The sequence below is a fragment of the uncultured Roseovarius sp. genome (assembly GCF_913057115.1).
Taxonomy (GTDB): domain Bacteria; phylum Pseudomonadota; class Alphaproteobacteria; order Rhodobacterales; family Rhodobacteraceae; genus Roseovarius.
Window position 1 is genome coordinate 48,238 of record NZ_CAJXNN010000014.1, and the last position, 25,986, is coordinate 74,223.

The 25,986-nt window shown below is 62.2% G+C and carries 22 protein-coding genes and 1 riboswitch; of the genes, 13 read left to right on the forward strand and 9 right to left on the reverse strand.

Annotation, left to right across the window (positions count from 1 at the left end; translation table 11 throughout):
* Nucleotides 1-166: 166 nt before the first annotated feature.
* Together QZ498_RS08030 and ettA are read left to right on the forward strand one after the other, a co-directional pair.
* Nucleotides 167-2,002, forward strand: a complete 1,836-nt coding sequence (locus QZ498_RS08030; protein ID WP_294621331.1) for a bifunctional diguanylate cyclase/phosphodiesterase — start codon at nt 167-169, stop codon at nt 2,000-2,002.
* 74 nt (nt 2,003-2,076) lie between these two features.
* Nucleotides 2,077-3,732: an energy-dependent translational throttle protein EttA gene (gene ettA, locus QZ498_RS08035; RefSeq protein WP_294621333.1), complete on the forward strand. Its 1,656-nt coding sequence runs from the start codon at nt 2,077-2,079 to the stop codon at nt 3,730-3,732.
* 280 nt (nt 3,733-4,012) lie between these two features.
* On the opposite strand, the gene QZ498_RS08040 is transcribed toward ettA, so the two are convergent.
* Nucleotides 4,013-4,399 (reverse strand): BrnA antitoxin family protein, encoded by a 387-nt coding sequence (locus QZ498_RS08040; protein ID WP_294621334.1) that lies wholly within the window; start codon nt 4,397-4,399, stop codon nt 4,013-4,015.
* A 167-nt stretch (nt 4,400-4,566) separates the two neighbouring features.
* On the opposite strand from QZ498_RS08040, the gene QZ498_RS08045 reads away from it, so the two are divergent.
* The 3 genes from QZ498_RS08045 to QZ498_RS08055 all read left to right on the forward strand — a co-directional run bounded on the left by QZ498_RS08045 (nt 4,567) and on the right by QZ498_RS08055 (nt 6,796).
* Nucleotides 4,567-5,727 (forward strand): NAD(P)/FAD-dependent oxidoreductase, encoded by a 1,161-nt coding sequence (locus QZ498_RS08045; protein ID WP_294621335.1) that lies wholly within the window; start codon nt 4,567-4,569, stop codon nt 5,725-5,727.
* A 76-nt stretch (nt 5,728-5,803) separates the two neighbouring features.
* Nucleotides 5,804-6,370: a L,D-transpeptidase gene (locus tag QZ498_RS08050; RefSeq protein ID WP_294621336.1), complete on the forward strand. Its 567-nt coding sequence runs from the start codon at nt 5,804-5,806 to the stop codon at nt 6,368-6,370.
* Nucleotides 6,371-6,589: 219 nt separating this feature from the next.
* Nucleotides 6,590-6,796 carry a cold-shock protein gene (locus QZ498_RS08055; RefSeq protein ID WP_294621337.1) on the forward strand — a complete coding sequence of 69 codons (207 nt, stop codon included), beginning with the start codon at nt 6,590-6,592 and terminating at the stop codon, nt 6,794-6,796.
* A 218-nt stretch (nt 6,797-7,014) separates the two neighbouring features.
* Here QZ498_RS08055 and QZ498_RS08060 read toward each other — a convergent pair whose 3' ends face one another.
* Nucleotides 7,015-7,662 carry an arylesterase gene (locus QZ498_RS08060; protein WP_294621359.1) on the reverse strand — a complete coding sequence of 216 codons (648 nt, stop codon included), beginning with the start codon at nt 7,660-7,662 and terminating at the stop codon, nt 7,015-7,017.
* A gap of 46 nt (nt 7,663-7,708) precedes the next feature.
* On the opposite strand from QZ498_RS08060, the gene QZ498_RS08065 reads away from it, so the two are divergent.
* The 4 genes from QZ498_RS08065 to QZ498_RS08080 all read left to right on the forward strand — a co-directional run bounded on the left by QZ498_RS08065 (nt 7,709) and on the right by QZ498_RS08080 (nt 13,711).
* Nucleotides 7,709-8,407: an ABC transporter ATP-binding protein gene (locus tag QZ498_RS08065; RefSeq protein ID WP_294621338.1), complete on the forward strand. Its 699-nt coding sequence runs from the start codon at nt 7,709-7,711 to the stop codon at nt 8,405-8,407.
* Entirely contained in the window at nt 8,398-10,917 is a 2,520-nt protein-coding gene (locus QZ498_RS08070; protein ID WP_294621340.1) for an FtsX-like permease family protein, read from the forward strand. Before QZ498_RS08065 ends, QZ498_RS08070 begins: the two co-directional genes overlap by 10 nt.
* Nucleotides 10,918-10,986: 69 nt before the next feature.
* On the forward strand, nt 10,987-11,862 hold the full coding sequence (locus QZ498_RS08075) for an inositol monophosphatase (RefSeq protein ID WP_294621341.1): 876 nt from the start codon (nt 10,987-10,989) through the stop codon (nt 11,860-11,862).
* 70 nt (nt 11,863-11,932) lie between these two features.
* Nucleotides 11,933-13,711, forward strand: a complete 1,779-nt coding sequence (locus QZ498_RS08080) for an alpha/beta fold hydrolase (protein WP_294621342.1) — start codon at nt 11,933-11,935, stop codon at nt 13,709-13,711.
* A 227-nt stretch (nt 13,712-13,938) separates the two neighbouring features.
* Here QZ498_RS08080 and gcvP read toward each other — a convergent pair whose 3' ends face one another.
* The 4 genes from gcvP to QZ498_RS08100 form a co-directional block, all read right to left on the reverse strand.
* Nucleotides 13,939-16,788, reverse strand: a complete 2,850-nt coding sequence (gcvP, locus tag QZ498_RS08085; protein WP_294621343.1) for an aminomethyl-transferring glycine dehydrogenase — start codon at nt 16,786-16,788, stop codon at nt 13,939-13,941.
* Between the two features lie 90 nt (nt 16,789-16,878).
* A complete protein-coding gene (gene gcvH, locus QZ498_RS08090) occupies nt 16,879-17,238 on the reverse strand; it encodes a glycine cleavage system protein GcvH (protein WP_294621344.1) in 360 nt (119 codons plus the stop codon).
* 18 nt (nt 17,239-17,256) lie between these two features.
* The gene (gene gcvT / locus QZ498_RS08095; protein ID WP_294621345.1) at nt 17,257-18,384 is read right to left on the reverse strand and encodes a glycine cleavage system aminomethyltransferase GcvT; all 1,128 of its coding nucleotides are present in this window, start codon (nt 18,382-18,384) and stop codon (nt 17,257-17,259) included.
* A gap of 163 nt (nt 18,385-18,547) precedes the next feature.
* A riboswitch (glycine riboswitch) is annotated at nt 18,548-18,634 on the reverse strand.
* A 29-nt stretch (nt 18,635-18,663) separates the two neighbouring features.
* Nucleotides 18,664-19,116 (reverse strand): Rrf2 family transcriptional regulator, encoded by a 453-nt coding sequence (locus QZ498_RS08100; protein WP_294621346.1) that lies wholly within the window; start codon nt 19,114-19,116, stop codon nt 18,664-18,666.
* 93 nt (nt 19,117-19,209) lie between these two features.
* Here QZ498_RS08100 and QZ498_RS08105 point away from each other — a divergent pair, with 93 nt between their 5' ends.
* The 3 genes from QZ498_RS08105 to QZ498_RS08115 all read left to right on the forward strand — a co-directional run bounded on the left by QZ498_RS08105 (nt 19,210) and on the right by QZ498_RS08115 (nt 21,642).
* Nucleotides 19,210-19,776, forward strand: coding sequence for a gamma-glutamylcyclotransferase family protein (locus tag QZ498_RS08105; protein ID WP_294621348.1), 567 nt, complete (start codon nt 19,210-19,212; stop codon nt 19,774-19,776).
* Nucleotides 19,777-19,830: 54 nt separating this feature from the next.
* The gene (locus QZ498_RS08110) at nt 19,831-21,099 is read left to right on the forward strand and encodes a DUF2254 domain-containing protein (RefSeq protein WP_294621349.1); all 1,269 of its coding nucleotides are present in this window, start codon (nt 19,831-19,833) and stop codon (nt 21,097-21,099) included.
* 186 nt (nt 21,100-21,285) lie between these two features.
* On the forward strand, nt 21,286-21,642 hold the full coding sequence (locus tag QZ498_RS08115) for a hypothetical protein (RefSeq protein WP_294621350.1): 357 nt from the start codon (nt 21,286-21,288) through the stop codon (nt 21,640-21,642).
* Between the two features lie 169 nt (nt 21,643-21,811).
* Here the strand turns inward: QZ498_RS08115 and rfbD are convergent, their stop codons facing one another.
* Genes rfbD through rfbC form a run of 3 tightly spaced genes read right to left on the reverse strand, consistent with a single transcriptional unit; the run spans nt 21,812 to nt 24,252 of the window.
* A complete protein-coding gene (gene rfbD, locus QZ498_RS08120; RefSeq protein ID WP_294621351.1) occupies nt 21,812-22,648 on the reverse strand; it encodes a dTDP-4-dehydrorhamnose reductase in 837 nt (278 codons plus the stop codon).
* Between the two features lie 3 nt (nt 22,649-22,651).
* Nucleotides 22,652-23,695, reverse strand: coding sequence for a dTDP-glucose 4,6-dehydratase (gene rfbB, locus QZ498_RS08125; protein ID WP_294621352.1), 1,044 nt, complete (start codon nt 23,693-23,695; stop codon nt 22,652-22,654).
* Entirely contained in the window at nt 23,692-24,252 is a 561-nt protein-coding gene (gene rfbC / locus QZ498_RS08130; RefSeq protein WP_294621354.1) for a dTDP-4-dehydrorhamnose 3,5-epimerase, read from the reverse strand. Before rfbC ends, rfbB begins: the two co-directional genes overlap by 4 nt.
* 298 nt (nt 24,253-24,550) lie before the next feature.
* Here rfbC and QZ498_RS08135 point away from each other — a divergent pair.
* A partial coding sequence (locus QZ498_RS08135; RefSeq protein WP_294621355.1) for a mannose-1-phosphate guanylyltransferase/mannose-6-phosphate isomerase occupies nt 24,551-25,986 on the forward strand: 1,436 nt, incomplete at its 3' end.

Here is a 25,986-nt window from a genome sequence, read left to right on the forward strand (position 1 = left end):
ATGTTTACCCGGGGCCAGAAGACCATGGCCGTCAACCTGTTTGCCATAGTCGAAGTCACTCACAAGGTTCAATCATTTCAATTCTAAGGATTTCGGGACCCGGGACTGCGCCATTGGCTACCGAATGTTAACGCGCGTCGTCGCACTTTGCCTGCAAAACAGGCGAATGCAACAGGCGGCCCCGGTGACCTTTGAGCAGACCAGAACAGGCGAAGCGACTCATGACCAGACGGTTTGGGCCAATGAACAAGCGATTGTTGGTCTTGTGCTGGATCACACGCGCGATGCCATCATCGTGCAGGATGTCGAGGGCCACGTCGAATGGATCAACCCCGCCGCTGAAGCGATGTTCGGCTGGTCGCTGGAGGAGGTGCGCGGATACAAGACCCACGGCTTTATCCTGCCCGAGGGGCTGCGCCCCTCGCCCGAGCGGCTCAAGGCGTTCCGCTATGATCTCAACAGCAAACTGTTTGATCGCTACCACCTTGCCGAGCACCAGCGCCGCGATGGCTCACGCTTCTGGAACCAACAGAACTTCTCGGTCATCGACCTTGGTCAAAAGGACGGGCAGAAGAAGATCGTCATCACCTGCCGCGATGTCACCGATCAAGTCACCACCGAGGCCGAGTTGCGCCGCGTGCAGGTTGATCTGCAACATGCCGCTTATCACGACGACCTGACCGGGCTGGCCAACCGCAAGCGCCTGACCGAATACCTCGCCTCGGACATGGTCGACGGCCATATCCGGCGGCAGGAAATCGGCGTGCTTCAGGTGGATGTCGACAAGTTCAAGGAAATCAACGACACCTTGGGCCACGCCGCGGGCGACGCCACGCTTGTGCATGTCGCGCAGGCCCTGCGCGCGGCCTGCGGGCGGCACGATCTGGTCTGTCGCACGGGGGGTGACGAGTTCTTGCTTGTCGGGCTCAAGACCGTGAGTCAAGACGCCCTGATGGCGCGGGCCGAATTGCTTTTGCGGGAAATCGCCAAGCCCCTTCCATGGAAAGATCAGACCATTCGCATCGGCGTCTCCATCGGGGCCAGCCTGTGCGCCACCGGGCGCTGCACCGGCGAGGCGCTGATTCAACAGGCCGATCAGGCGCTTTACGCCGCCAAGAACCGGGGTCGGGGCTGCGTGGTGTTCTACACCGAGCATCTGGGCCGGGTGCAAAAAGCGCAACAACAACTGGCCCGTGACCTCAAAAGGGCTGTGACCGAGGACCAGTTTGAAATTCACTTGCAACCGCAACTCCTGTTGCCCGCAAATCGCATCACCGGCTGCGAGGCGCTTTTGCGCTGGAACCACCCCAAGCGCGGCCAACTTGCCCCGGGGGCTTTCCTAGAAGCCGCCCGCAAAACCGGCCTCATGGCCGAGATTGATTACATCTCGATGAACCTCTCGCTCGATGCCCTCGTGGCGCTGCGCGAAAACGGCTTTCCCGATATGTGCATGGCGATCAATGTTTCCTGCGCGATCCTGGCCGACAGCAACTATCCCGGGCTGCTGGACTGGGCGCTGCAATCGCGTGGCCTGCCTGCCTCCTCCGTCTGCGTCGAGATTCTGGAAACCACCATCCTAGAAGGCGGTGATCTGGATGTGGTCACCGCCGTGGACCGCCTCAAACGGCTTGGCGTGCGGGTGGCACTGGATGATTTCGGCACCGGCTATGCAGGGCTGGCGCATATGTCGGCCTTCGATATCGACGCGATCAAGCTGGATCGCTCGATGATCGGACGGCTGGATGATGACCCGCGCAACCGCGTCATCATCCGCTCTATCATCCGGCTTTGCGCCCTGCTCAACATGAAGGTCATCGCCGAAGGCGTCGAAACCAATGCGCAGCTTGAGATTCTCCGCCGTGCCAAATGCCCCCTGATCCAAGGCTTCGGCCTCGCCCGCCCGATGCCGGTTGACGCCATGATCGACTGGCTGCGCGTCAACACACCGCTTGATGCCCCGGTGACCTTCGACACCCCCGAGGCCTCGCGAAAACAGGGCTAACCTCCCATTGCTACGCCCCGCCCCCAAGGTTATATCGCGAGGAACCCAAGTTTTCCTCGCAGGAGCGGACCAAAATGGCAGCCTATCAATACGTCTATCACATGCAGGGTGTCTCCAAGACCTACCCCGGCGGCAAGAAATGCTTTGAGAACATCCACCTCAGCTTCCTGCCCGGCGTGAAGATCGGCGTCGTCGGCCCCAACGGCGCCGGTAAATCCACCCTGATGAAGATCATGGCCGGCCTCGACACCGAATTTTCCGGTGAGGCATGGGCCGCCGAAGGCGCCAAGGTCGGTTACCTGCCGCAGGAGCCGCAGCTTGACCCGGCGCTGACCGTCCGCGAAAACGTCATGCTCGGCGTGGCCGAGAAAAAGGCCAAGCTCGATCGTTTCAACGAGCTGGCGATGAACTACTCGGACGAAACCGCCGATGAAATGGCGGCCCTGCAAGATGAGATCGACAGTCAGAACCTCTGGGATCTCGACGCGCAAATCGACGTCTCCATGGAGGCCCTGCGCTGCCCGCCCGACGATGCCGATGTCACCACCCTTTCGGGCGGGGAAAAGCGCCGCGTGGCGCTGTGCAAACTGCTGCTCGAAGCGCCCGACATGCTGCTCCTTGACGAGCCGACAAACCACCTTGACGCCGAAACCATCGCATGGCTGCAACAGCACCTCATTGACTACAAGGGCACCATCCTGATCGTCACCCACGACCGGTATTTCCTTGACGACATCACCGGCTGGATTCTGGAACTCGACCGCGGCCGCGGCATCCCTTACGAGGGTAACTATTCCAGCTGGCTGGAACAAAAGGCCAAGCGGCTGGAACAAGAGGCGCGCGAGGATAAATCGCGTCAGAAAACGCTGGAGCGGGAACTGGAATGGATGCGCCAAGGGCAAAAGGCCCGGCAAGCCAAATCCAAGGCCCGGATCAACGCCTATAACGATCTTGCCAACCAGTCCGAGCGCGAAAAACTCGCCCGCGCCCAGATCGTCATCCCCAACGGCCCGCGCCTTGGCTCGAAGGTGATCGAGGTGGAGGGCCTGAAAAAGCACATGGGCGACAAGCTCCTGATCGAAGACCTGACGTTTTCGCTGCCCCCCGGCGGTATCGTCGGCGTGATCGGCCCCAACGGCGCGGGTAAATCCACGCTCTTCAAGGTGCTGACGGGCCAGGAACAGCCCGACGAAGGCACCGTCGAATACGGCGACACGGTGGATCTGTCTTACGTCGACCAATCCCGCGATGACCTCAAGGACGATGAAACCGTCTGGGAGGCGATCACCGGCGGCGCGGAAATCATCCAACTGGGCGACGCGCAAATGAACTCCCGCGCCTATTGCTCGGCCTTCAACTTCAAAGGCGGCGATCAGCAAAAGAAAGTCTCGCTTCTGTCTGGCGGCGAACGCAACCGCGTCCACATGGCCCGCCTGCTGAAATCCGGCGGCAACGTGCTCCTCTTGGACGAACCGACCAACGATCTAGACGTCGAAACCCTCCGCGCTTTGGAAGACGCGCTGGTGGATTTCGCCGGCTGCGCCGTGGTCATCTCCCACGACCGTTTCTTCCTCGACCGCATCTGCACGCATATCCTGGCGTTCGAGGGCGAAGCCCACGTGGAATGGTTCGAAGGCAACTTCGAGGACTACGAGGAAGACAAGAAGCGGCGTCTTGGCCCGGATGCGCTGGAGCCAACGCGGATGAAGCATAAGAAGTTTACGCGGTAACGTCGAACGCCCCGCGTTCGACGGGTGGGCGAAAGCGTTTCCAAAGGAAATGCGTGCCCACCCCGATTGCCATTCTAGGTGCCACAGCGATCACAATGACGTCCCAGACCCGATCCGGGACCTCGCCACCTCCGTTATCAAGCCACGCGCTCGCCAGCCCGGGGGGGGGGTGAGCAGGCTTCCCGGAAACGCTCCGGGGGAGCGTTTCGCCTGCGCACGGGCGGAGCCCAGGACTGGCGATCGCGCGGCGGCGCTACGCGCCTTGATTCCGCGCGGGGGCCTACTCCTCCGGTATCGCATCAGTCTCCTTTGGGGTTTCTGCCTCCTCCCCCTCCGGCACCTCCACCTTCTCCCCCCAGCCCAGCCGCTCTTTCAGCTTGGCCTCCAGTTCCACCTCCCCGGCGATCTTCATCTGCGCCCATGTGGCCAGCAACCGATTGATCCGCGCGTGGTACCCCTTGCCCATCGCCCGATAGAACCGCGCCACCGAGCGGTCCAAGTAAAGCGTCACCTTCTCTTTCGGTTCCTCCACGTCCACATCCGCCTCCAGCGTGTGCCACGCCTCGGGCACCTCCAAGGCAATGGTCGACGGGATCCACGTTTCCTGCGACAGGAACACGAGGTTCTTCATCAGCCCCTCACGGGCCAGCTTTTCGGTTTTGGTCATCCGGGCCATCATTTCGCCTTCCGTTTTGCAGCAGGCCACAACCCTCGCCAAACAGGGTTAACACCACCTAAGCAGGGCGCGCGCAGGCACCGACGCGATACCGACGTTTTACCGACGCGATACAGACACCGCTTTTCGCCCCCCGCCGAAGGGCTTATGAACACCACATGAAACAGGTCGATCTGGTCATTCTGGGCGCAGGCCCCGCAGGCAGCGCCGCCGCCGTCACCGCCCGGCGCGCAGGGTTAACCGTCGCCCTGATCGACAAGGCGCGCTTTCCCCGCGACAAGCTTTGCGGGGGGCTGGTGACAGGCCGCTGCGCTGCGCATCTGGCGCGGATTTTCGGGCAAGAGATCACAGAAGACCTCTTCGATACTCGCCGCAACTTTGAATTTTTCCTGCAAGGTCAGGACCTTGGCAGGCTGGATGACGTTCCGCCCCTGCACCTGACCATGCGCCACGCCTTTGATGCGCGGCTTTTGGGCCATGCGCTGGCGGCAGGCGCCGAGGATTTTACCGGCCACCGCGTGGCCACCCTCGATCTGGCGCAAAACCGTGTGACACTGGACAGGGGCGAGGCCCTCTTCTTCAAGGTTCTGATCGGGGCCGATGGCGTGCAAAGCCCTGTGGCCAAAGAACTTTTTGGCCGCGCCTTCGACCCCGACCGCGTCGGCTTCGCGTTGGAGGTCGAGGCCCCCACCCAAGCCGCATCCGAGCAAACACCCATCAGAATCGATTTCGCCGCCGCCCGCTGGGGCTATGGCTGGTCCTTCCCGAAACGCGGCTCAACCACCGTCGGCTTGGGCGGCTTGCATGCCCCCAACCCGGATATGAAGGCCCACCTTGCCGCCTATCTTGACCAGTTGAACACAGGCCAAGACGCCAAGGTCAAAGGGCATTTCCTCCCCTTTGGCGAGGCGAAATCACATCCCGGTCGGGCCAATATACTGTTGGCGGGGGATGCGGCGGGCTTTGTCGATCCGATCACCGGTGAGGGCATCGGCCACGCCATCCACTCGGGCGAGCTGGCCGCGCTTTCCGCCGCCCGCGCCATCCAGAAAAATATGCCAGATCAAGCCTTTAAAGACTATCGCCACGCCACTCGGCCGATCCGCCACGCCGTGCGGCACGCCCGCCTGTTGCGCCCCTTGATCTTCACGCCCCGCCTGCAACCCTTCTTCGCACGAACGTTCAGAACCTCGCGCAGCCTCAAGCGCGAGTATATGCACCTGCTGTCGGGGGAGGCGGAGTATCCCGAACTGCTCTTTCGCGTGCTGGCGCGGCTGCCTGCGGCGTCGTTGCGCAACATTCGCGGCAAAAATCCCTGAAACCAATCACTTGGTTTTGATTTTTGTCACGGGCGATGGCAGCATAGATAGACCGTGCAACAAGGGGAACGCACCAATGATCAAACGCCGCCACTTCATGGCCACCGGCATGGCCGCGCTTGCCGCTCCGGCAATTCTTCCCGGGGCTGCCCATGCCTTCGAGGTCGCCGATAAATTCAAGCCCACCAAGGTCCGCGTCCGGGCACCCTATGAACCGGGGCAATTGCTGATCTTGCCTCGGGCGCATTTCCTGTACTTCCTGACGGGCGAGCAAGAGGCGCTGCGCTATGGCGTGGGCGTCGGGAAGGCTGGCCTGCAGTTCACCGGTACCGCGACGATTGATGTCAAGAAAAAGTGGCCCACCTGGCGCCCCACGAACGAGATGATCGAACGTGAGCCCAAGACCTATGCCAAGTTCAAGGATAACGATTACGTGCAACCCGGCGGCCCCGGCAATCCGCTTGGCGCGCGGGCACTCTACCTGTTTCAGAACGGGCGGGACACTTATTTCCGCATTCACGGCACAACCGCGCCCCGGTCCATTGGGCGCTCGGTTTCGAACGGCTGTATCCGCATGTTGAACGAACATGTAAAGGACCTGTACGAGCGCGTGCCATTGGGCACCACGGTCACTGTTCTATAAGCGCATACATGGTTAAATCCTTGGCACGCTCATTCTTGAATGGGCGTGCGCGCGCCATGTCGAATCCTTGAAAACATTTCGGGTATGTCCCATATTTGCCCTTGCGACGTTACCTCTATCGACCACCTGCTCCTCTAACGGCCAGTCACTCGATCTAGCACTGACTGCGCCGGGCTGCCGCACTACCGCGGGCAGCATAAACTATAAGGAGACTGACGGATGGCTTCAGGTACCGTCAAATGGTTCAACACCACCAAAGGCTACGGCTTTATCGCACCCGAAGGCGGCGGCAAGGACGTTTTCGTTCACATTTCTGCTGTTGAGCGCGCTGGCCTGACCGGTCTGGCCGACAACCAGAAAGTGACCTTTGACGTGGAAGCGGGCCGTGATGGCCGCGAATCGGCGTCGAATATCGCCCTGGCCTAATCGGCCGTTATCACGACTGATCTTGCAGGGCCCCAAGCGGGCCCTGTTTGCGTTCAGGCCATCCTGCTTGGACGCGAGTGAACCGGATGCGAGGTAGCTGCCAATCCCGTTCGAACGGGATTGAACAACGCGGTTTTGAAACCGCTTAAAATGCGTTTTCGAAGGCGCTTGCGTCAAGCCGTTTCGAAACGGCTTGTGCGTCTCTTCAATAGCAAGCCTTAGGCCTCCGGCTCCTCGACCCGGTCGATCAGGTCCAGCACTTTCGGCCCCAAACCTTCAACGATTTTTTGCACCCCCTCGGCGTTAGGGTGAATTCCATCCGCTTGAAAATACGCCCGCGCCTGCGCGGGGTCTGAGGTGCCAAGGCCCACGAAAAAACTCTCGGCATAAAGCGCCCCGTACTCCTCGGCCAACTCCGGATATAGGCTGTCAAAATCCTGCTTGTACTCCGGCCCGTAATTGCCCGGCGCCTGCATGCCCACCAACAGCACCTCGACCGATTGCTCCTGCGCCGCGCGCAGGATCGTTTCGATATTCGCCCGCGTGACACTCGGATCAATCCCACGCAGCAAATCATTGCCCCCCAGCGTCACGATCATCGCATCAACATCCGGCGTCAGGCTCCACTCCACCCGCGCGGCTCCCCCGGCGCTGGTATCGCCCGAGACGCCGCCATTGATCACCGCCACCTTGGCCCCCTGCGCCTCAAGCCAAGCGTCCAGTTGTGGCACAAAACCGAAATCCTCGATCAATCCATAGCCTTGGGTCAGGCTATCGCCCAAGGCCAGAATCCGCACGTCCTCTGCCATGGCGGCAAAAGGCATCAGGGTACAAAGAATGGCCCCCGTCACCTTGCCCCTGAGCATGGCGATGCCATATCTCAACCACTGTCCTTGTCCTAGGTGCCTGTGCATGTCCGATCCTGTCTTGTCACTCGAAAACGCCGCGCTCACCCTTCAGGGGAACGCTGGGCCTGTCCAGATACTTGATGCGATTACGCTCGATGTCCACAGGGGTGAGACGCTCGGCCTGATTGGGCCATCGGGGTCCGGCAAATCTTCGCTCTTGATGCTGATGGGCGGGTTGGAGCGCGCAACCGGCGGCAGCGTATCGGCCCTTGGCCATGACCTGTCGAGCATGAGCGAGGATGCCCTTGCCCGCCTGCGCCGCGACAACTTCGGCGTCGTTTTCCAATCCTTCCACCTGATCCCGACGATGACCGCAGTGGAAAACGTGGCAACCCCGCTGGAACTGGCCGGCAATCCCGATGCACAGGACCGCGCGAAAGAAGAGCTTGAGGCCGTGGGCCTCGGCGCCCGGATGCACCATTACCCTTCACAGCTTTCCGGCGGCGAACAACAGCGCGTGGCGCTGGCCCGTGCCGCCGCGCCCCGGCCCGCCATTGTCTTGGCGGATGAGCCCACCGGCAACCTTGACAGTCGTACGGGCGCAGGGATCATCGACTTGCTCTTTGGCCTGCGCGACCGGCATGGCGCGACCCTTGTCATGGTCACCCATGCGCCGGAACTGGCCGACCGCTGTGACCGCATCATCACCCTCAGCGACGGGCGCATCGCCCCGGAAAGCACCGAGGCCCCCGCATGCGCCTGATTACCGCTGCCCGCCTTGCCCGGCGGGAGTTGCGCGGGGGGCTGCGCGGGTTCCGCATTTTTCTGGCCTGCGTGATCCTTGGCGTGGCGGCCATCGCCGCCGTGGGCACAGTGCGCGAAAGCATCACCCAAGGGCTGGTGCAGGAAGGCGCGACCCTTCTGGGCGGCGATGCCGAGATCGAGATCACCTATCGCTTCGCCTCTGACCAAGAACGCGCGTGGATGGAGGACACCGCCCTGCGGGTCTCCGAAGTGGTCGATTTCCGTTCGATGGTCAGCACCTCGGAGGGCGAACGCGGGTTGACCCAAGTGAAGGCTGTCGATGACGCCTATCCGCTTCTGGGGCAGGTCACGCTTGACCCGCCCATGGCGCTTTCCGACGCGCTCGACGGTGCCAGGGGCCTGCCCGGCGTGGTCATGCATCCTGTTCTGGTGGATCGCCTCGGGCTGACCCCCGGCGATACCGTTCGCCTTGGCAGCAAAGACTTCCACCTTTCCGCCCGTCTGACCGGTGAGCCGGACAATGCCACCGCCGGGTTCGGCCTTGGCCCGCGCACGATCCTGCGCAGGTCGGCGCTGGAGGGCTCGGGCCTGCTGGCCCCCGGCACGCTTTTCAGCAGCGATTACCGGCTGGACCTGCCCGATGGCACCGATCTTGCCGCCGCCGAACACGCGGCCCAAGCCGCCTTCCCCGACAGTGGTTTCACATGGCGCGATGCCCGCAACGGCGCCCCCGGCGTGGCCGAGTTCGTCGAGCGGCTGGGCGCCTTCCTCGTGCTGGTAGGGCTTTCGGGGCTCGCCGTGGGCGGGGTGGGCATCTCTGCCGCCCTGCGTGCCTATCTTGCCACCAAGACCGAAACCATCGCCACCCTGCGCACGCTTGGGGCCGACCGCCGGACGATATTCCTGACCTACCTGTTCCAAACCGGCGCGCTGGCGCTGCTTGGCCTGATCCTTGGCCTTGCCCTTGGCGTCGGCCTTCCCATCCTGCTTGCGCCCCTGATCGAGGCGCGCCTGCCGGTGCCTGCCGCCTTCGCCCCCTATCCCGGCCCGATGGGGGAGGCCGCGCTCTACAGCGTTCTGACGGTGCTGATCTTCACCTTATGGCCACTGGCCCGGGCGCAGGAAACCCGCGCCGCCAGCCTGTTTCGCGAGGCGCTATCCGGCGCGCGCAGCCTGCCGCGCTGGCCCTACCTCGTCGCCACTGCCCTCCTGACCACGCTGCTTATAGTCGCCGCCGCGTTCTTCTCCGGCAACACGCTTCTGACCCTCTGGACAGCGGGCGGCATCACCGGAGCGCTTGTCATTCTGGCGCTGGCCGCTTGGGGTATTCGCCACGCTGCCCGACACCTCAAACCACTGGCGCGGGGCCGTCCCGCCTTGAGCTGGGCTTTGGCGGCCATCGGTGGTCCCGGCACCACCGCTGGCCCGGTTGTCCTTTCCTTGGGCCTTGGCCTTTCGGTGCTGGCCGCCGTGGGCCAGATCGACAGCAACCTGCGCGGGGCCATCGCCCGCGACCTGCCCACGCGCGCGCCATCCTATTTTTTCGTCGATATCCAGAAAGATCAAATGCCAAAGGTATTGGAGCGGCTGGAAAACGATCCGGCGGTCAGTGGCATCGACAGCGCGCCCATGCTGCGCGGCATCATCTCGCAAATCAACGCCCGCCCCGCCGCGGAGGTCGCCGGGGACCACTGGGTGATCGAAGGCGACCGCGGCATCACCTATGCCGCGACCGTGCCCGACCGCACAAAGCTGGTCGCGGGCGAATGGTGGGACCCGGACAACCAAGGCAAGCCACAAGTCAGCTTCGCCGCCGAAGAGGCCGAGGAGATGGGCCTCAAGCTGGGCGATATGCTCACCCTCAACATCCTTGGCCGCGATATCGAGGCCGAAATCACCTCGCTCCGGGAGGTGGATTTCTCCACCGCCGGGATGGGATTCATCATGGTGATGAACCCCGCCGCGATCGAGGCCGCGCCGCACACCTTCATCGCCACCGTCTATGCCGAACAAGAGGCCGAGGCGCAGATTCTGCGGGATCTGGCAAACCGCTTCCCCAATATCACCGCGATCCGCGTGCGCGATGCGATCAATCAAGTCTCCGACCTGCTGGCCGGGCTTGCCTCGGCCACCACCTGGGGGGCTGCGGCCACCCTGCTGACCGGTTTTCTGGTGCTGATCGGGGCCGCCGCCGCCGATCAATCCGCCCGCACCCGCGAGGCGGCGATCCTGAAAACGCTCGGCGCCACCCGCGCGCGGCTATTGGGCAGCCTCGCCTTGCGCGCCGCGCTTCTGGGCGGGGCGGCGGGCCTTGTCGCTCTGGTGGCGGGCCTCACAGGCGGCTGGGCAGTCAGCCATTTCGTCATGGAAACCGAATTTTTCATAGACTGGGGCTCGGCCCTGACAATCATCATCGGCGGCGCCCTCATAAGCCTTTTGGCAGGGATGGGCTTTGCATGGGGGCCGCTCCGGGCCCGGCCCGCGCGTATTTTGCGGGCGCGCGAATAACCGCGTTGCACCACGGGACCCAAGCTGGCAACCCTTGGGCCAACAGCCCCAAACCCTGCGGATACCGCCATGACCGATTCCCTGCCCATTCCCCTGACCGCGCTGAGCACGGCGCAGAAAACCGCGCTGATCAACCTTGTGCGCCGCACCGCCAAGGCCGAGATCATGCCGCGGTTCCGCAACCTTTCCCATGCCGATATTTCCGCCAAATCCTCGCCCTACGACCTGGTGACCGAGGCCGATCTGGCCGCCGAGGCGATGCTGGCACGTGGTATCCAGGGCATGTTCCCGCACGCCCTTGTCATCGGCGAGGAAGCCAGCAGCGCCGACCCTGACCTGCGCGGCAAGATCAGCGAAGCCGAGCTTGCCTTCATCCTCGACCCGCTGGACGGCACATGGAATTTCGCCCATGGCCTGCCGCTTTTCGGGGTGATCCTCGCCGCCACCCGCTTTGGCAAGCCGGTCTTTGGCCTGCTCTACGATCCGGTGATGGACGACTGGATCAGTGCCGATCTGGACAACACCGCGCATCTGTCACGCAACATGGGCGCGGCCCGGCCCCTGTCGGTCTCGCGCGGTGGCGATATCGCCTCGCTCTCGGGCTACGTCCACCTCTACCTCATGCCCGACGAGGTGCAGGCGCAAATGGCCGCCAAACTGCCCGATTTCGCCCGCACCCTGATGCTGCGCTGCTCGTGTCACGAATACCGCACTCTGGCTCAAGGCGGCATGGATTTTGCCCTGTCCAGCGTGCCCAACCCATGGGATCACGCCGCGGGCCTGCTCATCTGCCAACAGGCGGGCGGCGTCGCGCGGATGCTTGATGGCCGCGATTATACCGCTGGCATAACCGAGGGGCATATCCTCGCTGCCCCCGATGAGGACACATGGCACCGCCTGCGCGATCACTTCGCCTTTTTGCTGGATGAGGCGCCAAAACCTTAACGTAAGGTAAACCAGACCCGCGCAGTTTTTCCGAATCGCGTATGATGACGGGAAAGGAGGCGCGAAGGGTATGACCAACCGGTCCCGGCATGGTGAAGATAACATCCCGACGCTGTCGGGGACCGATCTCAATGCCACCATCGACCGGCTCTATGACGTGGCCCTTGACCCCTTGCGCTACGAAGCCCTGCTTGATCACTGGGAAAGCGCCATTGGCCCGCTTAGGGCTCAGGCCGATTTTCAATCGCCCCAATTTCTGGATGATCCATTGATCGAAGGGCATTTCGAACGCGCAGGCACCTTCCTCGACCGTGTCGATACCGGCGATCAAACCAAGGAAATCGAAGCTATCCTCGCGCCCTTTGACCGGGTCGCAGCCTTCGTTCTGGATGGCTCTCAACAGATCCGCGCGGCCAATGCCACAGCGAAAACCCTGATGGGCCTGCACACCGGCAAACCGCTCAGCGAGCTGCCGATCAACGCCGAAGATGTGGAGGCCGTGCGCAGCACGCTGCGCGGGCTTTTCTCGGGCGGCCCCGAGGATTCTGCGATCCTGCGCGTCCGCTCCCGGCAAAAGGGGCGTTTCATGGTGCTTCGCCTGCAAATCTGCGCCACGCGTGATGGCACGCCGCTGGTCCTTGCCGCTTCGAACGAGGTGGGCTGGCCCGATGGCTTTCGTCACATCCTACGCAAGGCCTTTGATCTGACGGGCGCCGAAGCCGATGTGGTGCGCGGGCTGGTGGCCTGTTGCTCGGTCGCTGAAATCGCCCAGCAAAGGGGCCGCTCCGTCGATACGATCCGCGTGCAAATCAGATCCATCCTCGGCAAGACCGAAACGCACAGTCAGGTTGAGCTGGTCCGCCTTGCCCTGTCGATGATGGATATGGTCAGCCTCACCGTCGAAGCCGCCCCCGGCCTACGCGTCGTCAGCCGAGGCAGCGGCACACTGGAAGAACGCGAATTTCGCTCGCTGGTCACGCCCGATGGGCGGCGGCTGGATTACCTTGTCTTGGGCGACCCCAATGGCCGTCCCATGCTCTACTTGCCTCTGGACTACGGCCTCGTCCGCTGGCCCGCCGAGGCCGAGGCTGAGGCCACGCGCCGTGGCATCCGCGTGATCGTTCCGATCAGGGCAGGCTATGGTCAATCCGATGCGGTACCGAAGGCGACCGATTACGACGCCGCCTTGGTCGCGGACACGCTGCTCGCGCTCGACGCTGAAAAGGCCACTTCCTGCCCGATCCTGTCATTGGGCGGCGATTCCTACTATGCCACCATGCTCGCCTTGGCCGCGCCCGACCGTTTCACCGCGATCATCGCCTGCGCCGGGGTGCTGCCCCTCACCCGCCGTGAACAATATGAACGCATGGAAAAATGGCACCGTTTCATTCTGGCCGGGGCCAAGTACACGCCGCATCTTCTGCCCTTCATGGTCAAGGCCGGGTTCCTGCTGGCCCGCAAGATCGGCAAGCGTGGCTTTATCCATGCGGTCTATGGTCAATGCCCCGCCGATGTGGACACTTTTGAAAACCCCGATGTTTTCGAAGCCATGGTCACCGGCTCCGAAGTGGCGCTTTCCGACACCCATTCCGCGCATGACGCCTTCTCGCGGCAGGTGCTTGGTCGACAAAAACTGGATTGGTCCGAGGATATCAACGCCCTGCGCGACAGCCACCCGGTGATCTTCCTCAACGGCACGCAAGACCCGCAGGTGCCGCTTGCCACGCTCAGCGAATTCCAACGCGATTTCGACTGGATCGACTACCGCATCTACGACGATGCCGGTCAGTTGGTGTTCTTTCGCCACTGGCGCGACGCCTTGGACATTTGCGAGGCACACCTGAGATAACCCGGGCTTTTACCCAATCTGGGGTATGACGGACCGCCACGGAATCAGTAGCATCAGATTGACAAACAGGTCTGTTTTTGACCGCTTCGCAGGCCCCCGGCGCTTGTCTGGCAAGCGCCGAGAGCCATCCGAAGACGTCAACGCGATTTCAGCACCGAGGCTTAGACCAAAAGTCTTTTCAGTATCAAAAAGGGGCGGTCCAAGACCACTTGGATCGCCCCGTTTTCTTATTCCGCCGCTTCGGCATAGTCCTCCATCGGCGGGCAGGTGCACACCAGATGCCGATCACCATAGACGTTATCCACCCGGTTCACCGGCGGCCAGTATTTGTCCACCCGGAAGGCCCCCGGCGGGAAGCAGGCCTGTTCGCGCGTATAGGGCCGATCCCAGTCTTTCACCAAATCTTCCATGGTGTGCGGCGCGTGCTTGAGCGGGTTGTTTTCGGCGTCGATCTTGCCCTCTTCGATCTCGCGGATTTCCTCACGAATGGCCAGCATAGCGTCACAGAACCGGTCCAGCTCCGCCTTGGTTTCCGACTCGGTGGGCTCGATCATCAGGGTCCCGGCCACCGGCCAACTCATCGTTGGCGCATGGAAGCCATGGTCCATCAGCCGCTTGGCAATATCGTCCACCGTGACGCCCGCGCTTTCGGCATAGGGGCGGGTGTCGATGATGCATTCATGCGCCACACGGCCATTCCGGCCCTTGTAAAGCACGTCATAGGACCCCTCCAACCGCTTCGCGATATAGTTGGCGTTCAAAATCGCCACCCGCGTCGCTTGCGTCAGGCCCTCACCGCCCATCAACAGGCAATAGGCCCAACTGATCGGCAAAATAGACGGCGAGCCAAACGGCGCCGCACTCACCGGTCCTTCTTCGCCGCCCGTTTCGGGGTGCCCCGGCAAATGCGGTGAAAGATGCGCCTTCACGCCAATCGGCCCCATGCCCGGACCGCCCCCGCCATGCGGAATGCAGAATGTCTTGTGCAGGTTCAAATGGCTCACATCCCCGCCAAGGTCGCCGGGGCGGCTCAGCCCCACCATGGCATTGAGGTTCGCGCCATCAATATAGACCTGCCCACCGTGGTCATGGGTGAGCTGGCAAACCTCCTTCACCCCTTCCTCGAACACGCCATGCGTGCTGGGATAGGTGATCATGCAGCCCGCAAGGTTCTCCGAATGCTGCTCGGCCTTGGTGCGGAAATCCGCGATGTCGATGTCGCCGTTTTCATCTGACTTCACCGGCACCACGGTCCATCCCACCATTTGAGCGCTCGCCGGGTTGGTGCCATGGGCACTCATCGGGATAAGGCAGATGTTGCGATGCCCCTCGCCATTGGCGCGATGATAGGCGGCAATGGTCAGAAGGCCCGCATATTCCCCCTGCGCGCCCGAATTGGGCTGCATCGACAGGTCATCATAGCCGGTGATCTCGCAGAGCTTGGCCGACAAATCGCGGATCATCTCCAAATAGCCTTCGGCCTGATCCTCGGGGCAGAAGGGGTGCAACCGCGAAAACTCCCGCCAACTCACCGGCATCATCTCGGCGGCCGAATTGAGCTTCATGGTGCACGACCCCAGCGGGATCATCGCCCGGTCCAGCGCCAGATCCCGATCCGCCAAGCGCCGCATATAGCGCATCATCTCGGTCTCGGCGCGGTTCATGTGGAAAATCGGATGGGTCAGGTACTCCGACGTGCGGTGCATATCCTCGGGGATGCGGTACTCCGGCGAGAAATCATCATCCTTCTGTGTGATCCCGAAGGCCCGCCAAACCGCCTCGATGGTCGCCGGGCGCGCCGCCTCATCCATCGAAATGCCAACCCGGCGCTCCCCGACACGTCGCAGGTTCACCCCCTCATCCACCGCCGATTTCAGAACCGCCGCTTGCAGCGGCCCGACATCCACGGTGATCGTGTCGAAAAACACCTGTGGGTCCACCTTGAAGCCGGCGGCTTCCAGCCCCTTGGCCAGACGCGCGGTCTTGCGGTGGATGCGCTGCGCGATGGCCTTGAGGCCCTTCGGCCCATGGAACACCGCATACATCGAAGCCATGACCGCCAGTAGCGCCTGCGCGGTGCAGACATTGCTGGTCGCCTTCTCGCGCCGGATATGTTGTTCGCGGGTTTGCAGAGACAGACGGTACGCCTTGTTGCCATGGGTATCGACCGATACGCCGACAATCCGGCCCGGCAAAGACCGCTTATAGGCATCGCGACAGGCAATATAGGCCGCATGCGGCCCGCCATAGCCCACCGGCACGCCAAAGCGCTGCGTGCTGCCCACGGCAATATCGGCATCCATCGCGCCCGGCTCCTTCAACAGGGTCAGGGCCAGCGGATCGGCGGCAACGATCCCGATGGCCTTGTGGTCGTGCAACATACTGATATGGCTGGTGAAATCCTTCACATGCCCATAGGTGCCGGGGTACTGGAAAATCGCGCCGAACACCTCTTCAGGCTTGAGCTTGTCAGGGTTGCCGACAATCACCTCGATCCCCAAAGGCTCGGCCCGGGTCTTGATCACCGCGATATTCTGCGGATGACAATCGCGATCCACGAAAAACGCCTTGGCCTTCGATTTCGCCACCCGCTGCGCCATGGTCATCGCCTCGGCACAGGCCGTCGCCTCGTCCAGCAAGGACGCATTGGCAATCTCAAGCCCCGTCAGGTCGCTGATCATCGTCTGATAATTCAACAGCGCTTCAAGCCGCCCTTGGCTGATCTCGGGCTGATAGGGGGTATAGGCGGTGTACCACGCGGGGTTTTCAAGGATATTGCGCTGAATGGCGGGCGGCGTCACCGTGCCGTAATACCCCTGCCCAATGAGCGAGGTCAGAACCTTGTTCTTGCCCGCCGTCATCCGCATCTTGTGCATCAATTCGCGCTCCGACAGCGGCTTGCCGAAATCAAGGGCTTCGTCCTGCCGGATGGATTTCGGCACGGTCTCGTCAATCAAGCCTTCAAGGCTCTCCGCCCCCAACACCTCCAGCATCTCGCCCATTTCCTCGGGCGAGGGGCCGATATGGCGGCGGTTGGCAAAATCATACGGCAGGTAATCCGTCGGTTTGAACGGCATCTCTCATGCTCCCCGGGCGGGCTTTCACCGCCCCTGTTTCATCTTTCCAAAAATACTCCCGCCGGAGGCATCCCCGGCCCGCCACAGGCGTTATCCGATGAAGTCCTTGTAGGCCGCTTCATCCATGTAATCGTCCATCTGGCTCAGGTCGCTGGCTTTGATCTTGAAGAACCACGCATCGCCCATCGGGTCCTCGTTCACCTTGCCCGGCTCGTCGACAAGCGCTTCGTTCACCTCGGTGATCTCACCGTCCAGAGGGGCCAGAATATCGCTCGCGGCCTTGACGCTTTCGATCACCACGACCTCGTCATCCTTGGCCACTTCACCGCCTACCTCGGGCAGTTCCACGAAGACCACATCGCCCAATTGCTCGCTGGCGTGCTCTGTGATGCCCACGACCACCACGTCATCTTCAACGCGCAGCCATTCATGTTCTTCGGTAAATTTCATCGCTTATCTCCCTGTGTATCAGCGTTTGAAGTTCGCGGGGGTAAAGGGCAGGGGCGCCACCGTCACCGGCTGGCGCTTGCCCCGAACCTCCCCGAATAATTGCGTGCCCTCCGCGGCATGGTCGCGCGGCACATATCCCATCGACATCGGCCCGCCGATCGTCGGCCCGAAAGCGCCCGAGGTGACCTTGCCAATCGGCGCGCCGCCCTCAGGCCCCGTATAAATCTCGGTGCCTTCGCGCATCGGCGCGCGCCCCTCGGGAAGCAAGCCCACACGCTTGCGCGGCGCGCCGTTTTCCAACTGGTTCAGGATCACGTCAGCACCGGGAAAGCCGCCCGCGCGCTCCCCGCCCCGGCGGCGCACTTTCTGAATGGCCCATGACAGGGCCGCTTCCACTGGTGTTGTGCCTTCGTCGATGTCATGGCCATAAAGGCACAGCCCGCCTTCCAGCCGCAGGCTATCGCGCGCGCCAAGACCGATGGGCTCCACCTCTTCTTCGGCCAGCACGGCACGGGCGAAGCCCTCGGCCTGATCCGAGGCCACCGAAATCTCATAGCCATCCTCGCCGGTATAGCCCGAGCGTGAAATCCACAGCTCGCCAAAATCACTTGCCTTCACGGCCACATCCATGAACCGCATCTCGGCCACCCCGGCCAACAGACGCGCCAGAACCGCCTCGGCCTTGGGGCCTTGCAAGGCCAAAAGCGCACGGTCAGTCACCTCCTCGACCTCACAGCCGGGCATCCCGTCCCGCATATGCGCAATATCCGTCGCCTTGCAGGCTGCATTGACCACCACGAACAGGTGATCGCCCCGGTTGGCCAGCATCAGGTCGTCCAGAATACCGCCCTGATCGTTGGTGAACATGGCATAGCGCTGCCGCCCCTCGGCCAGGCCCAGAACCGACACCGGCACCAAGCCCTCCATCGCGCGGGCCACCTCGTCATAACCACCGGGCGCACGGACAATCACCTGCCCCATGTGGCTGACGTCAAACAGCCCCGCCGCGGCACGGCAATGCAAATGCTCCTTCATCACGCCCAGCTTGTACTGCACCGGCATGTCATAGCCCGCAAAGGGCACCATCTTGGCCCCCAGCTCCACGTGCAATCCGTAAAGGGGTGTCTGGCGCAAGTCGTCGCTCATCGGGTCATCTCCCAAATCTGCGCCGTTTGATGGTGTATCAATCCGGCATCGGTTCCGCACGGGCCATCATGGCCGTGCAACGATGCCCCCTCTGTCCTTCGGCCTGAGATCGCTATCCCTTCGGCGCCCCGACGCTATGTCAGGATCTCTCCAGAGTCTCTTGTCAAATCGAATGGTCCCTGACGCCTGAGAGTTTCCGGGGCGGTTGCTCCTTCGGCACCGGCAAGGCCGGTTCTCCCATCCGATTTATGTGAACGTTAGTATACTGTCCGTCGCGCTTCAAGCCCGTTCGTGGCAGGCCACCGGCACGAACAAATCCATCAAGGCCGCGTTGCCACAAACCAAGGCCTCCAGCGTCACACCGTCCAGATGCCCGTAAAACGCCTCTGCCGCATCGGCAATCGCCAGCTTCAACCGGCAGGCCTTGACCAGAGGGCAGGTGTTGTCGACATCGGCAAAACACTCGGCCAAGGGCACATCGCCCTCCAGCTTGCGAAAGACATCGCCGATAACAATCTTGCCCGCAGGGCGGCCCAACCTGATACCACCACATCGGCCTCGCTGTGTGTGCAGGAAATTCAGCTGCGCAAGCCGGTTGATCACCTGCGCCAAATGGCTTTCCGAGGTATTGCACCGCTCGGCAATCTCCGACTTGGTCACCAGCCTGTCGGCATTGGCGGCACAGAACATCAACACGCGGATCGCGATATTCGTGCGTTTGGTGATGCGCATGGTGAGACACCTCGATTGCTTGAACCTGCCCGAGACTGCCGTCAAAACAGGCAAATCAACATGACTCAGATCAAGCACAGGCCAGAAAGATACATGAAACATGCATATTTCTTCGGCTACGGCAGCCTCGTGAACCGCGACACCCATGAATTCGCCGAGGCCCACACCGCGCGCCTGCGCGGCTGGAAACGCGTCTGGCGTCACACCAGCCTGCGACCGGTGGCTTTTCTCACCGTCGTGCCCGATGAAACCTCGGAAATCGACGGGCTGATCGCCGCCGTGCCGGGCGATGACTGGGCCGCACTCGATGAACGCGAACGCGCCTATAACCGCGTGCCCGCCGCCCATCAGGTCACCCATGCGCTGACGCACAGCCCCGAAATCGCGGTCTATTCGATCCCCGACGGGGCCCACGGCCACCCGACACAGGCACACCCCGCCTTGCTCAGCTATATCGACGTGGTCGTCCAAGGCTACCTGCGCGAGTTTGGCGAGGAAGGTGCGCGCGCCTTCTTCGAGACCACCGACGGCTGGGAGGCCCCCGTGCTGAATGACCGGGCCGATCCCGTCTATCCGCGTCACAAGGTTCTTACGCCGGACGAACGCTGCTTCGTGGACGATCAACTCGCACTGCGCGACATCCAACTGATCCGCCGCTAAACCCACTGGACCCACCCGCGCGCTTGCCCCATGCTGTCCTCAAAAGGGGGGCCGATGGCTGATTTCAAGACCGCGTCGCAAACCATGATGATCCTGCTTCGCTTTTCCCGCAGGCTTTGGGTGCGCGTGGCCCTGATGGCGCTTTTGTCGGTCGTGGCTGCCGTCGCCGCGATGTATCTCGAAGACTTCATTCCAAAAGACCTGCGCGACCGGTTCCGGCCTGACACCGTGATGCCGATTCTCACGATCCTCGCATCTGGCATGCTGGCGGTCAGCACCTTTTCACTCAACGTCATGGTCTCGGCCCATAATGCCGCCGCCGCACAGGCCACCCCGCGGGCGCATCGCATCCTGCTGGCCGACACGACGACACAATCTGTCCTCGCGACTTTCATCGGCGCCTTTGTCTACGCGCTGACCTCCATCATCCTGCTGCGCGCGGGGCTCGATGGTGGGAGCTCCTCGGTCACGGTGCTGTTGTTCACAGTGGCCGTCGTGGTGCTGGTGATCCTCGCGCTCTTGCGCTGGATCGACCACCTCAGCGACCTTGGCAGCATGGACGCCACTCTCCGCATGACCGAGGCCGAGGCCCGTACCAGCCTGCAACTCACCCGCCGCGCGCCCACCCTCAACGCCAGCCCTCTGACCTCCGACACCGTGATCCCGACCGATGCCGTTCCGGTGCCCGCGCATCGCTCTGGCTATCTGCAATTCATCGATGTGGCGCGTTTGAACGGCGTGATCGAAAAATCCAAGGCCTGCATTTACCTGCACACCGCGCCGGGGGACTTCGTCCTCACCGGCCAACCCGTGGCCTATGCCACCGGCCTGACCGACAAACAGATGAAAACCGTGCAAAACAGCCTGACCATCGGGCAGTACCGCACCTTTGAACAAGACGCGACCTACGGCCTTCTGGTCCTGTCGGAAATCGCCTCGCGGGCTTTATCACCGGGCATGAACGACCCGGGAACCGCCATCGACGTCATCGCCCGGCAAGAGCGCCTTTTGTGGAACTGGGCCCAGTCCGAGGAAGCCAAGGCCGACCCAAAGTACCCAAGCATCTTCGTGCCGGAAATGTCGCGCGGAAAGATGATCGAAAACGCCTTTTCCAGCACCGCCCGCGATGGGGCTGGCTCGATCGAAGTGACCTGCCGATTACTGCATGCCCTGCGCGCCTTGCAAGACGCGCCCGACCCGGCCTTGGCCGAGGCTGCGGCCCAGATGTCCGAGATCACCCGCCAATACGCCGAAGAGGCCCTGACCCTGAAATCCGAAAAAGAGACCATGCGCCAAGCCCACGATGCCCCGCGCCTTGGGTGAGGGGCGAGGCCTGCATCGCCCCGCCCAGGTCAGAGCCAACCCGACAGGGGATATCCGCTCCGCGAGCCGCCGGGCCTTGGCAGGCGCGGCGGCGAAAGCCGGGATTGAGCCCAGATTGACCGCAAGGCCTTTATTGCTAAGCTGCATTCAATGACTAGTCGTTCAAACCGTGAGCAAAGCGTCATAGTGACGGTTTACGCCTTATGCTTTGCTTTGGGTGCGCTTTCCCACGCGAAGGATTTTTTGTCCTACGGATGGCGACCATACGACACGGCCCCGCTGCCGATCGAAGTGTTTTGGAGTAGTCTGTTATTCATCGATCTGGTGATCGTCGGTGTTTTGCTGTCCAAACACAAATGCTTAGGTGCTGCCCTGGCTCTTTTTGTTATGCTGACCGACGTGGCGATAAACGCATATGCCGCGATTGCGCTGGAATTTGAAAACCTAGTGGGCCCGCTCGTTCTCCAATCAATTTTCTTGGGTTTCATCCTGGGAACAATCGGATTTGTCTTTCGGCCATCGAGACGGTCCAAGCAAAGTTAGCCTGCTGATGTAAGGCTTAGCTCCGTCCCGCATGCCGGTCACTGCCAAAAGGCCATGCGAAGGTCCGCTTCGGGATTGACAGTCGTCATCTGATCGTTGCGCATCGAGGATTCAGCATCAGGATGCGATACCCTGAGTGTTGCGGGTCTTTTGTGTCGGGTGCTGATCCTTAGTTCAGTTCTTGCAACACCTGCGCCAGCCTCTTTTGCCAGTCGGGCGGGGCGATGCCGAAATCGGCCAAGAGTTTCGCGCCATCGAGGCGCGAATTGGCCGGGCGTTGGGCCGGGGTGGGGTAGCCGCTTGTCGGGATGTCCTCGACGGTGACGGACTGGCCCGCCGCGGTAAAGATCGCGCGGGCGAAATCGGCCCAACTGACATGCGGCTGCCCGGCGAAATGATAAAGCCCGCCGCGTTGACCGCCTTGCATGGCGCGCGCCATCGTCAGCAAAGTCGCTGCGATATCGGCGGCGGGCGTGGGCCCACCTATTTGATCGGCGACGACGGTCAGGTGGTCACGATTTTCACTTAGGCGCAGCATGGATTTCACGAAATTACCGCCATGCGCCGAAAACACCCAAGAGGTGCGCAGCACCGCCCATTGCCCACCCGACAGGGAAATCGCCTGTTCGCCGGCCAGTTTGCTACGGCCATAGGCGTTGAGCGGCGCGGTCATGTCCGTCTCTTGCCAAGGCTTGGTTCCGCTGCCGTCAAAGACGTAATCGGTCGAGACATGCAGGAACGGGATGCCCAATTCGGCACAAGCGGCGGCCATAACGCCGGGGGCCTTGGCGTTGATCACCGTGGCGTGCTCTTCGTTCTCCTCGGCGGCATCGACGGCGGTATAGGCGGCGGCGTTGATGACGACACCGGGCCGGTGGGCCGCGATGGCCGCGGCACAGGCGTCTGGGTCGCTCAGGTCGGCGTCATCCCGGCCAAGGGCCGTCACGCTTGCCTGACGCTGCAATTCGGTGGCGACTTGCCCGGTTTTGCCAAAAACAAGGATCATGGCCTAACCCCTGCCCAGCCGGGTGCCCACGCCCTCACGTGATTGCAGGGCACGCCACCAGTCTTCATTGTCGAGATACCATTGCACGGTTTTCTCCAACCCCTGTTCCAGTGTCGCCGAAGGCCGCCAGCCGAGTTCTTCGCGGATGCGGCTGGGGTCGATGGCATAGCGCAGGTCGTGACCGGGCCGGTCGCTGACGAAACGGATCAGATCGGCATATGGGCGCGCGCCTGGGCGCAGGCGGTCAAGGATCGCGCAGATCATCCGCACCAGATCAATATTGCGCGCCTCGTTTTCGCCGCCGATGTTATAGCTGCGGCCCACAGCGCCCTTTTGTACCACCAGCAAAAGCGCCTCGGCGTGGTCCTCGACATAGAGCCAATCGCGGATGTTATCGCCCTTGCCGTAAACAGGAATCTCCTTGCCCGCCAAAGCATTGAGGATCACCACCGGGATCAGCTTTTCGGGAAAGTGATAGGGGCCGTAGTTGTTTGAGCAATTGGTCAGCACCACGGGCAACCCATAGGTTTCGTGCCATGCGCGCACAAGGTGGTCGGAACTGGCCTTGGAGGCCGAATAGGGGCTGCGCGGATCGTAGGGGGTGGTCTCGGTAAACTGCACCTCGGGATCGGCTGGCAGGCTGCCATAAACCTCGTCGGTGGAAATATGGTGAAAGCGGAAGCTGTCGGGCTTGCCTTGCGCCGTCCAATAGGCGCGGGCGGCTTCCAACAGGTGGAAGGTGCCCAAAACATTGGTTTCCATGAAGGTGGCAGGCGCGTCGATGGATCGGTCGACATGGCTTTCGGCGGCCAGATGCATCACCGCATCCGGCACATGATCCTCAAAGACCTTATCCAAGGCCGCGCGGTCGCGAATATCGGCCTTCACGAAGCTGTAGTTCGGGTCGTCTGCCACGCTGGCGACGTTCTCAAGACAGGCGGCATAGGTCAGCGCATCAAGGTTGACCACTTCGTGGCCTGCGCCGATGGCCTGCCGCACCACCGCAGAGCCGATGAACCCCGCGCCGCCGGTGACGAGAAGTTTCATGGACCACCCTCCCATGTGAAGGGGCTGTCAACCGCCTCAAGCCGCGGCGCGGCGCTGTCCTTGTCGGACAGGATCGGCGCGCCGGTCAGGCCCCAGTCGATGCCGCATGAATCCCAATGGATGGCCCGGTCACAGTCGGGCGCGTAGTAATTCGAGCATTTATAGATAATCTCGGTGTCCGGCTCCCGGGTCGCAAAGCCATGGGCAAACCCGGCCGGCACCCAAAGCTGCTTGCCGTTCTCGAAGCTCAATTCGACGCTCACATGCTGCCCGTAGGTGGGCGAGCCACGGCGGATATCCACCGCCACGTCCAAAAATCGCCCCCGCCCACAGCGCACCAGCTTGGCCTGCGCATGCGGCGGGGTCTGGAAATGCAGGCCGCGCAGGGTGTTTTCGCGTTCGGACAGCGAATGGTTGTCCTGCACGAAATCAACATTGATCCCGGCCTCTTGCAGACGCTTGCGGTTCCAGCTTTCGCTGAAGAAACCGCGGGCATCGCCGTGACGCTGCGGTGTCAGGATCAAAACACCCTCTATCGCGGTGGGTTCGATCAGCATGGGGGGCGGGACCTCTTACAAGTGCAACTGGCGGTAAGACCTATCAGGCGCCAGGGCGCTTGTCACAGGGAATTGCGGTGGAATTTTGGCGCTTTGGGGCCAAGGTGGCAATGATTTCAGGGTGTTGCCAGCTCATACCGTTTGCCGCCGTGATCCCGTGGCGCATGGGCCACGCGGAAGCGCGTTATGGTGTTTTGGTTTGAATTGACGGGGGCGTGGCTATAGGGATTGAAGCCACTTTGGGGTGGTGGAGAAACGGCCGCGCGGTTGACTGCACGGCACAGATGAGGGCGATACCATGGGCGGTGTCATTACACCTGTTATTCTTTGTGGCGGGTCCGGGACCCGGCTTTGGCCGTTGTCGCGCAAAAGCTACCCCAAGCAGTTCGTGCCGATGATCGGCGACGGCAGCCTGTTTCAGCAATCCGCCTGCCGCTTCTCGGGGCCTGAATTCGCCGCCCCTGTGGTGGTCACCAATTCCGATTTCCGCTTCATCGTCACCCAGCAACTGGGCGAGGTGGGGATCGACCCCGGCCCGGTCCTGATCGAACCCGAGGGGCGCAATACCGCGCCCGCGCTTCTGGCCGCGGCGCTGGTGGTGGCGCAAGATGACCCCGAGGCCATGATCCTTGCCGCGCCCTCGGATCACTACATCAAGGATGCCGATGCCTTCCGCGCCTCGGTGCAGGCCGGGCGCACCGCGGCGCAAGCGGGCCGCATCGTCACATTCGGTATCGTGCCGGACCGCCCGGAAACCGGCTATGGCTATCTGGAACTGGACGCAGGCGACGAAATGCAGGGCGCGATGGCGCTCAAACGCTTTGTCGAAAAACCCTCGCTGGACCTTGCGCAGGAGATGCTGGACCAAGGTGGATACCTGTGGAACTCGGGCATTTTCCTTTATTCCGCGAAAACCCTGATCGCGGCGTTTGAACGCCACGCCCCGGCGATGCTGGAACAGGTGCGCGCCGCCGTCACGCAGGCGCAGGCCGATCTTGGGTTCCTGCGGCTGGCTTCGGACCCTTGGGCGCAGTGCGACGATATCTCGGTTGATCTGGCGATAATGGAAAAATTCGACGCGCTTTCCGTAGTCCGTCATGCGGGCGACTGGTCGGATCTTGGCGGCTGGGAGGCGGTGTTGCAGCACTCCGAGGCCGATAGCGCCGAGGTTGCCTGCCAAGGCCCGGTGCGCGCCATCGACTGCAAGGGGTCGCTGCTGCGCTCGGAAAACGATGGTCAGCAGCTTTTGGGGCTGGGGCTTGAGAATATCGTGGCGGTGGCCATGCCTGACGCAGTGCTTGTGGCTGATCGGTCGCGGGTATCGGAATTGGGCGATGCGGTGAAGGCGATGCGTCTGGCTGATATTCCGCAGGCCGACACCTTCCCCAAGGATCACCGGCCATGGGGGTTTTTCGAAACCCTCATTCTGGGCGGGCGGTTTCAGGTCAAGCGCATCGTGGTCAATCCCGGCGCGGCGCTGAGCCTGCAAAGCCATATGCACCGGGCCGAGCATTGGATTGTCGTGGCCGGGACCGCGAAGGTTACCATTGATGACGAGGTCAAACTGGTAGGCGAGAACCAGTCGGTCTATATCCCGCTGGGCGCGGTGCACCGGATGGAGAACCCCGGCAAAGTGCCGATGGAACTGATCGAAGTGCAGACCGGCAGTTACCTGGGCGAGGATGACATCATCCGCTACGAAGATGTCTATGCCCGGGGGCAGGGTGCCAAGGG